The sequence below is a fragment of the Pseudomonas sp. GM48 genome, from assembly GCF_000282335.1.
Classification (GTDB): Bacteria; Pseudomonadota; Gammaproteobacteria; order Pseudomonadales; family Pseudomonadaceae; genus Aquipseudomonas.
In genome coordinates, this window is the sequence record NZ_AKJM01000041.1 from 64,308 (window position 1) to 73,102 (window position 8,795).

Sequence of the window (8,795 nt, forward strand, 5' to 3'; positions counted from 1 at the left end):
GGTGTTGCTCCTGTGTTCAGTTGCGCGGTGGCCCTTGCAGATCCATGGGCGCGGCATTGTCCGGACGGCCGCGAAGCAGCGATTCCGGATGTCGCCCCAGGTAATCCGAAAGATCACGCAAGGATCTCGACGTGCGTCCCAGTTCATCCAGGGTCTGCCCCAGTTTTTCCCGTTGCGGCGAGTCCTCGGCCAAGGTCGAACTGGCGGATTGCAAGGTCGAATTGGCTGTTTGCAGGGTCTTGCTGACTTCCGACAAGGTGGTTTGCACACCCGGCATAATCTTGCCGTTGAATTGCACCATGCCTTTGCGCAGTTCGACGAGATTGCCGTCGAGATTGCCGGCAATACGCTCGATGGGCAGTTTGTTGATCTTGTCGACCATGGATTCGAGTTTTTCCTGCAATTGCTCGAGGCTGCCCGGTATGGTCGGGATGATGACCGGGCGTGCGTTGGTATCGAAAGCGACTTTTTCTGCCTTGGGGTAGAAATCCAGGGAGATGTACAACTGGCCGGTCAGGAAGTTGCCCGTGCGGGCCTGGGCACGCAGGCCGTTATCGATAAAGGTGCCGATCAGGCGTACACCGGCGGCTTCGTCATTGGGGTCATGCTTGAGCGCCTTGAGCATCTTGTCGTGGGCCTTGCCCAGGCGTTGCGGGTAAATCACGATGCCGACGTTGACCGGAAAGGAACGACTCTTCTCGTCGTAATCCAGATTGACCGCCACCACCTTGCCGATTTCCACACCGAGGAATTCCACCGGTGCATCAACCTTGAGCCCGCGCATTGCCTGGTCGAATCGCATGGCCAGGTACTGCGGTTTGCCGTTTGGCGGGGCGAGGGCGGATTGCTGGTCCTCGAACAGTTCGTAGGCGTACTCTGCCGCAGCAGGTTTATCGCCAGGGCTGTAGTCGGGCGCGCGGAAGGCAATGCCGCCCACCAGCAAGGACGACAACGATTCGGTCTTGACCGCAAAACCGTTGGCGCCGACGTTCACGTCAATGCCGCTGGCGTTCCAGAAACGGGTGTTTTCGGTGACGTACTTGTCATTGGGGGCATGGATGAACAGCTCTATGTTCACGCCTTTGCCATCCGGGTCCAGCGCGTAGGCCACCACTTGGCCCACCGGGATCTTGCGGTAGTAAACCGGAGAGCCGATATCCAGTGACCCCAGATCCTGCGTGAACAAGGTGAAACGCTTGCCCGGCTCGCCGTAGGTGATGGGTGGCGGGTTCTCCAGCCCCGTGAAGTGTTTTGCCCGGCCGTTGGCCTGGCCGATATCGGCACCGATGTAATCGCCCGACAGCAGCGTATCGATACCGGACACACCGCCCGCTCCAATGCGCGGGCGCACTACCCAGAACTGCGAGTCCTCGCGGGTAAAGCTTTCGGCCTGCTTGGCCAGCTTGATGGTGGCGTTCACACTCTTCTGGTCATTGCTCAGTTCCACATCCGAGACTTGGCCAATTACCACATTACGGTACTTGACCTCGGTTTTATTCGCGGTCAGGCCGCTCCCGGTCTTGAACGTGACAACAATGGTCGGGCCTTCCTGCAGGATGCTGTGAACCACCAGCGAAATACCCACCAGCACCGCGACGATCGGTACGATCCAGACCAGCGAAACGCTGAAGCGGCGGGTCTTGATCGGCGCCTGTCCGGGGGCTTGCGGCCCGTCAGTGGCTTGTGACTTCATCCGTGACCTCCTCATTGTTTGGGTTTTCCCGTTCTTTATCCCAGATCATGCGCGGATCGAAACTCATTGCCGAAAGCATGGTGAACACCACCACCAGACCAAAGAACAGAATGCCCGGGCGCGGCTCGATGTCGGCCAGGGCCTGAAATTTCACCAGCGAGGCGACCAGTGCGACCACGATCACATCGAGCATCGACCAGTAGCCGATGACCTCGACGAAGCGGAACAGCGTCGACCGCTCTTTACGCGCCCACTCACTGTCGCGTTGCACGGTGACCAGCAGCAGTGTGATGGCGACGAACTTGATGCCCGGCACCGCGATACTGGCAATGAAAATGATCAGGGCGATGTCCCAGGCCCCGGCCTGCCAGAACTCCAGCACGCCGCTCATGATCGTACTGTCGGCGCCATGACCGACCATTTTGGTATTCATCACCGGCAGCAAATTGGCGGGGATGTAAAACACCAGGGCCGCAATCATGTAGGCCCAGGTGCGGGTCAACGAGTTGGTTTTGCGTCGATGCAAAGGCGCGCCGCAGCGCTCGCATTCGTGAGGCTCGCCAGTCATGTCGCAGGCCAGCCCGCAGCTGTGGCACAGGCACAGGTTGAGTTCGTCAGCGTACGGAGGCGAGCTCATAAGATGTCCCATAAATCGCGGATATCGCGTCCGGCGATGCGGATCATCATCAGGCTCAGCACAGCCAGGGCAAACAGTCCTATTCCGGGCAGCACATCAAGCAGCCCGGCGAGCTTGATGACAGCGACCATGGCACCCAGCAGGCAGACTTCGAGCATGCTCCAGGGCCTCAGGGTTTCCAGCCAGCGCATGCAGAATTTGAACCCGGGTGCACGTTGCCGGGCGAGGGCGAAGCCCAGTACCCAGATCAGCAGCAACAGCTGGAAAATCGGCGCGATGATCATGGCGATCGCCGCCACCATGGCGATGAATGTGATAGGTCCCAGGCTCAGGGCCAGCACCGAGTCCCAGAGGGTTGCGCTGTTCTTCGAGCCTTTGAGGCTGATGCTCATCACCGGATAGAAATTGGCGAATATCCAGAGCATCAGCGCGGTGAAGGTCAACGCAAGACGCTGTTCCACTGTCAGGCCGTTATAGCGCTGCAGCACGCCGCCGCAGCGCGTACACAGGGTTTTCTGATGTTTGGCGAGCGTCACTTTTTGGTACACGCTGTCGCAGTGCTCGCAGATGATCAGTTGATTGGTAGATGCCATGGGCCAGGCTCAACAGAAGGCAGGAAATTCAGAGCACCCCCTCAATATAGAAGTGCCTTGCAATTGAGCAAATCGAAAGTCGAAACAAGGGGATGGGTAGAAGAGCGAATACGCAGAACCATGTGGGAGCGGGCTTGCTCGCGAAAGCGGTAGGTCAGTCGACATCAATGTTGAATGTCCGACCGCTTTCGCGAGCAAGCCCGCTCCCACAGTAGGCAGGGGGCGCCCGGCAGGATTGTGTCAGCCGAGCATTTCCCGCATCCGATACCAGAACATGCCAAGTGCCAGCAGTGGCGAGCGCAAGGCACGGCCGCCGGGGAAGGTCATGTGGGGCACGGCGCTGAACACGTCGAAACCTTTGCTGTGTCCGGCATGGATCGCTTCGGCCAACAGTTTGGCGCACCAGTGAGTCACGTTCAGGCCATGACCGGAGTAGCCCTGGGCGTAGAACACGTTCGGGTGCTGGCTCAAGCGCCCGACCTGCGGGAAGCGGTTGGCCGAGATGCCGATCATGCCGCCCCACTGAAAATCAATGCGCGCTTTGGCCAGTTGCGGGAAGACCTTGAGCATCTGCGGACGCATGTAGGCAGCAATGTCCGCCGGGTCGCGCCCGGAGTAATGGCAGGCGCCGCCGAACAACAAACGCCGATCCGCCGAGAGCCGGTAGTAATCCAGCCCGACTTTTTGGTCGCACAGCGCGACGTTGTGCGGGATCAGTTGCCTGGCGGCGTCTTCGGACAACGGCTCGGTGGCGATGATGTAGCTGCCTGCCGGGAGCACTTTGCCGCTGAGCTTCGGTTCGAGCTCTTCCAGATGGGCATTGCAAGCCAGCACCAACGTGCCTGCACGCACCGTGCCACTGGCACAGCGCACTTGCACGGTGCTGCCATGGATCAGCTCCAGCACCGGGCTCTGCTCAAAGATCTGCACGCCAAGGGACTCGGCGACTTTCGCTTCACCGAGCGCCAGGTTCAGCGGATGCAGGTGGCCAGAGCCCATGTCGACCAGGCCGCCCGCGTAAACGCCGGAGTCCACCACGTGTTCACGGATCTGGCCAGGTTCGATCAAGCGGGTTTCATGGGCGTAACCGGACTCAAGCAATTCGGCGTGCTCGGCCTTCAGTCCGGCGAAGTGCGCCGGGGTGTTGGCCAGTTCGCAAAAGCCCCAGCGCAGGTCGCAATCGATGCCGAACTCACGGATACGATTGCCGACCAGCTGCACCGATTCCGTCCCGGCATGCTCCAGATACCGTACCCCTTCGGCCCCGACATGCCTGGCAAAACCGCTGACGTCATGGCCGATGCCGCGAATCAACTGGCCGCCATTGCGCCCGCTGGCACCCCAGCCAATCCGCCGGGCCTCCAGCAGGACCACCGAGAGTCCGCGCTGGGCCAGTTCGATGGCGGTGTTGATGCCGGTGAAACCCGCGCCGACCACACACACATCGGCCACCAGATCCGAGGCCAGCGCTGGACGCTGCTTCATGCCCTTGGCGGACGCCGCGTAATAGGAGAGGGTGTGTTCCTTGGTGTACTGATTCATTTGTTGGACTTCACTTTGCTCCACGAACGGGTCATCAAACGCATGATCGACTGCGGTGGAGTGGTGGAAATATAGAGCTTGTCGAGGACTGCCTGGGATGGATAAACCTCGGGATTGCTGACCAGTTCAGGGTCCATGTACTGCTTGGCGGCCGGGTTCGGGTTGGCGTAACCGACCGACGCGCTGACCTTGGCAATCACTTGCGGGTCAAGCAGGTAGTTGATGAAGGTGTGGGCCTGTTGCGGATTGCCAGCATCAGCGGGGACGGCCAGCAGGTCGAACCACAAATTCGCGCCTTCCTTGGGAATGGCGTAGGCGATGTTCACGCCGTTCTTGGCTTCCTTGGCGCGGTTGGCGGCCTGGAACACGTCACCCGAGTAGCCGAAGGCTACGCAGATATCGCCGTTGGCCAGGTCCGAGACGTATTTGGAGGAATGGAAGTAGGTGATGTAAGGGCGGATGGCCAACAACTTGGCTTCGGCCTTTTTGAAGTCTTCAGGGTTTTCGCTGCGCGGGTCCATGCCCATGTAGTTGAGGATCGCCGGGAACACTTCATCGGCCGAGTCCATCATCGATACGCCGCACGCACTGAGCTTCTTGATGTTTTCCGGTTCGAACAGCACGGCCCAGGAATCGATGTGGTCGATGCCCAGTACCTGCTTGACCTTGTCGACGTTGTAACCGATGCCGTTGGTGCCCCACAGGTACGGCACCGAGTGCGAGTTGCCCGGATCGTTTTTCTCCAGCAGCGCCAGCAGTTTCGGGTCAAGGTTCTTGAAGTTCGGCAACTGCTCGCGATCGAGCTTGAGAAACGCACCGGCCTTTACCTGGCGGGCAAGGAAGTGGTTGGACGGCACCACCACGTCATACCCGGTGCGACCGGCGAGCAGTTTGCCCTCCAGGGTTTCGTTGGAGTCGAAGACGTCGTAGATCACCTTGATCGCGGTTTTGGCCTGGAAGTCGGCGAGGGTGGTTTCGCCGATGTAGTCGGTCCAGTTGTAGACGCTGACCTGTGGCTGAGCCTGGGCGCCGGCGCTGAACATCGCTGCCAGCGCGACCGGAACCATGGATTTCAATAGACGCATATCGACACCTCTTGGAGTTATTGGATTCTTCAGGTGATTTTTTGCAAATCATTTGCCTCCTGTGGGAGCGGGCTTGCTCGCGAAGGCGTCGTGTCAGCCAACATGGATGGTGACTGACACACCGCTTTCGCGAGCAAGCCCGCTCCCACAGGGGATATGTGATCCCTTGGGGGAGCGAGGGCCTTAGACGCTGAGCATCAGGAACTCACGCTCCCACGAACTGATCACCCGTTTGAAGTTCTCGTGCTCGGCGCGTTTGACCGCGACATAGCCCCGTACGAACTTGCTGCCCAGGTAGCGGCTGACGGTGTCGCATTCTTCCATCTGGGTCAGGGCGTCCTCGATGGTGATCGGCAGGCGCAGGTTGCGACGCTCATAGGCGCGGCCCTGTACCGCGGCACTCGGTTCGATGCGCTCGACCATGCCGAGGTAACCGCACAGCAGGCTGGCAGCAATCGCTAGGTACGGGTTGGCATCGGCGCCCGGCAAACGGTTCTCGACGCGCATGGCGTCCGGGCTGGAGGTCGGCACGCGCAGGCCGACGGTGCGGTTTTCTTCGCCCCATTCGACGTTCACCGGTGCCGAGGTGTCCGGCAGGAAGCGGCGGAACGAGTTGACGTTCGGCGCGAACATCGGCAGCACTTTCGGGATGTACTTCTGCAAGCCACCGATGTGATGCAGGAACAGTTCGCTCATGTTGCCGTCGGCATCGGCGAAGATCGGCTGGCCGGTGGCAATGTCCACCACACTCTGGTGAAGGTGCATGGCGCTGCCCGGCTCGTCGCCGACCGGCTTGGCCATGAAGGTTGCCGCGACGTTGTGCTTGAGCGCCGCTTCACGCATGGTGCGCTTGAACACGGTGATCTGGTCCGCCAGGTCCAGTGCGTTGCCGTGACGGAAGTTGATTTCCATCTGTGCCGGGCCGTCTTCGTGGATCAACGTGTCAAGGTCCAGGCCTTGCAGTTCGCACCAGTCATAGACGTCTTCGAACAGCGGATCGAATTCGTTGGCGGCATCGATGGAGAATGACTGACGACCGCTTTCGGCACGGCCCGAACGGCCCATCGGCGCCTTGAGCGGCAAGTCCGGGTCTTCGCAGCGCTGGGTCAGGTAGAACTCCATTTCCGGCGCGACAATCGGCCGCCAGCCTTTGTCGGTGTACAGCTGCAGGACTTTTTTCAGTACGTTGCGCGGCGACAGTTCGATCGGGTTGCCGAACTTGTCGAAGGTGTCGTGGATCACGATGGCGGTCGGCTCGATGGCCCATGGCACCACGTAGACGGCGTCGGCGTCCGGCTTGCAGACCATGTCGATATCGGCCGGGTCGAGCAGGTCGTAGTAGATGTCGTCGTCGACAAAGTCCCCGGTTACCGTTTGCAGAAGGACACTTTCCGGCAGGCGCATGCCTCGCTCATGCAGGAACTTGTTGGTCGGTGCAATTTTGCCGCGTGCAATGCCGGTCAGGTCGCTGACGACGCACTCGACTTCGGTAATCTTGTGATCTTTCAGCCAAGTGAACAGCTGATCGAAAGGGACATTCATAAAGACCTCGTTATTGGTTTTATTAACGCCAGGAGAGGCCGGTTTCATCCGCCGGACACTTCCCCTGTAGCGCGTTGAGGTCTATCTTGGGCGACCCTTGCGGTTCCATCTATCCACTTTAAGCAGCACAAAACGCACCAAAAGAGTGCGTAAGGTCGCCCCATGACAGGTTTCAACGCCCTCCAGGTCCAAGCCTTCAACACCGCCGATGTCGCCGAGCAAATCCGCGCCACACCGGGTTGGACTCAGCATTACCAGCAGATGTCGCCGGGGCATTTTGCGGGGCTGGTGCGCTATCTGGATCTGCAGGGTGTGGAGATTTACGAAGAGTCGATGAACACCCGGGTCGAGCAGAATTTCAGTGCACCCCAGGGCTCGCTGTCGTTCTGTTTCGATCGTGGCGACAACGCGCTGTACGTGTTGAATGGCGAAAGTCGCAACATCTGGATCACTCCGGAGAACTACCAGGAAATCGCCGTGGTGTTCGGGCCGGAGTTTGTAAAACGCCACAGCCTCGACATCGCCCGGCTCGAAGGGCTGTTCATGGCGCCGCTCAACTCGCAGCAGAACGCGCTGTTCTGCCGCTGGCTCAGCGGGACGTTGACGCGGCTGTCGCAGACCTTCGATCCACCGAGTCGCGAAGCGCTGACCCAACAGTTGCTGGAAGACTGCCTGTTCATTCTCGACAACGCCTGTGTCGGTCTCGACCAGGGCGCATTGCAGCGCCGTGCCGGAGAGCGGGCGATCATGAAGCGGGTAGGGGAATGGGCGGCGGATACCCCGGAAGAACACCTCAACCTGCTGGAACTGTCCCAGGTTGCAGGGGTTTCACTGCGCCAGTTGCAGCATGCGTTCAAGACCTACACCGGCATGGCGCCGGCCCAATGGCTGCGCCTGCGCCGACTCAATAGCGCCCGCCGCGAATTGCTCAGCCGCACGCCGACGCAAACCACCGTGGCCGAAGTGGCGATGCACTGGTCGTTCTGGCACCTGGGGCGGTTTTCCAGCAGCTATCGGGCGCTGTTCAAGGAACTGCCGAGCGACACCCTCAAGCGTGCGAGCGTCGCGCAGCCCATCGGTCGCGGCCGACGTTAGAACGTCGGCGGTGTAATCACCCAGATCACCACCGCATCGACATCGCCGGGGTTGCCGTAGCGGTGCGGTTCCTGGCTGGAAAAGCTGAAGCTGTCGCCTTCATTGAGCTGGAAATAGCGCTCGCCAACCCACAGTTCGAAGCTGCCGGACAGCAGATAACCGGCTTCTTCGCCATCGTGGCTGTAGCTTTGCTGGCTGTAGGTGCCGGGCGGGAAACGCGAGTGCAGCATTTCCAGTTGGCGGTTGGCTTGCGGCGTCAGCAACTGGTCGACAATGCCGTCTTCATAATGCACGTTCAGGCGACTGTTCTTGCGCACGACAATGCCGTCATCTTCCGGGTCGGTGACCGCTTCGCTGGCGAAGAACCACTGGATGGTGACGCCGAGACTGCGGGCAATGTTGAACAGCGCCGGAATCGACGGATAGGCGAGGTTGCGTTCCAGCTGGCTGATGTAGCCGGCGGTGAGCTCGCTCTGTTGCGCCAGTTCCGCCAGGGTCATGCCCCGACGTTTGCGCAGGCCGCGAATGCGTGTGCCGAGAAAATGCGGTTCGGCGTTGCCAGGGGCGGGCGGGGTCTTGCTGTTGTTGCTCATGGAAAATTCCGAACC

Annotated in this window: 8 protein-coding genes; 1 reads left to right on the top strand and 7 read right to left on the bottom strand. The window is 60.2% G+C overall.

Annotation, left to right across the window (positions count from 1 at the left end; genetic code table 11):
* Positions 1 to 16: 16 nt before the first annotated feature.
* The 6 genes from PMI28_RS21870 to PMI28_RS21845 all read right to left on the bottom strand — a co-directional run bounded on the left by PMI28_RS21870 (position 17) and on the right by PMI28_RS21845 (position 7,092).
* Positions 17 to 1,693, bottom strand: coding sequence for a PqiB family protein (locus tag PMI28_RS21870; RefSeq protein ID WP_007983923.1), 1,677 nt, complete (start codon positions 1,691 to 1,693; stop codon positions 17 to 19).
* Positions 1,674 to 2,330, bottom strand: coding sequence for a paraquat-inducible protein A (locus PMI28_RS21865; protein WP_007983925.1), 657 nt, complete (start codon positions 2,328 to 2,330; stop codon positions 1,674 to 1,676). Before PMI28_RS21865 ends, PMI28_RS21870 begins: the two co-directional genes overlap by 20 nt.
* Positions 2,327 to 2,923 carry a paraquat-inducible protein A gene (locus PMI28_RS21860; protein ID WP_007983927.1) on the bottom strand — a complete coding sequence of 199 codons (597 nt, stop codon included), beginning with the start codon at positions 2,921 to 2,923 and terminating at the stop codon, positions 2,327 to 2,329. The genes PMI28_RS21865 and PMI28_RS21860 overlap by 4 nt, the downstream gene beginning before the upstream one ends.
* 240 nt (positions 2,924 to 3,163) lie before the next feature.
* A complete protein-coding gene (locus PMI28_RS21855) occupies positions 3,164 to 4,465 on the bottom strand; it encodes an NAD(P)/FAD-dependent oxidoreductase (RefSeq protein ID WP_007983928.1) in 1,302 nt (433 codons plus the stop codon).
* Positions 4,462 to 5,550, bottom strand: a complete 1,089-nt coding sequence (locus tag PMI28_RS21850) for a polyamine ABC transporter substrate-binding protein (RefSeq protein ID WP_007983931.1) — start codon at positions 5,548 to 5,550, stop codon at positions 4,462 to 4,464. Before PMI28_RS21850 ends, PMI28_RS21855 begins: the two co-directional genes overlap by 4 nt.
* 183 nt (positions 5,551 to 5,733) lie before the next feature.
* Entirely contained in the window at positions 5,734 to 7,092 is a 1,359-nt protein-coding gene (locus PMI28_RS21845) for a glutamine synthetase family protein (protein ID WP_007983933.1), read from the bottom strand.
* Positions 7,093 to 7,254: 162 nt separating this feature from the next.
* Between PMI28_RS21845 and PMI28_RS21840 the strand changes: the two genes are divergently transcribed.
* Positions 7,255 to 8,187, top strand: a complete 933-nt coding sequence (locus PMI28_RS21840) for a helix-turn-helix domain-containing protein (RefSeq protein WP_007983935.1) — start codon at positions 7,255 to 7,257, stop codon at positions 8,185 to 8,187.
* Here PMI28_RS21840 and PMI28_RS21835 read toward each other — a convergent pair.
* The gene (locus PMI28_RS21835; protein ID WP_033063150.1) at positions 8,184 to 8,780 is read right to left on the bottom strand and encodes a cupin domain-containing protein; all 597 of its coding nucleotides are present in this window, start codon (positions 8,778 to 8,780) and stop codon (positions 8,184 to 8,186) included. The genes PMI28_RS21840 and PMI28_RS21835 overlap by 4 nt on opposite strands.
* Positions 8,781 to 8,795: the final 15 nt, after the last annotated feature.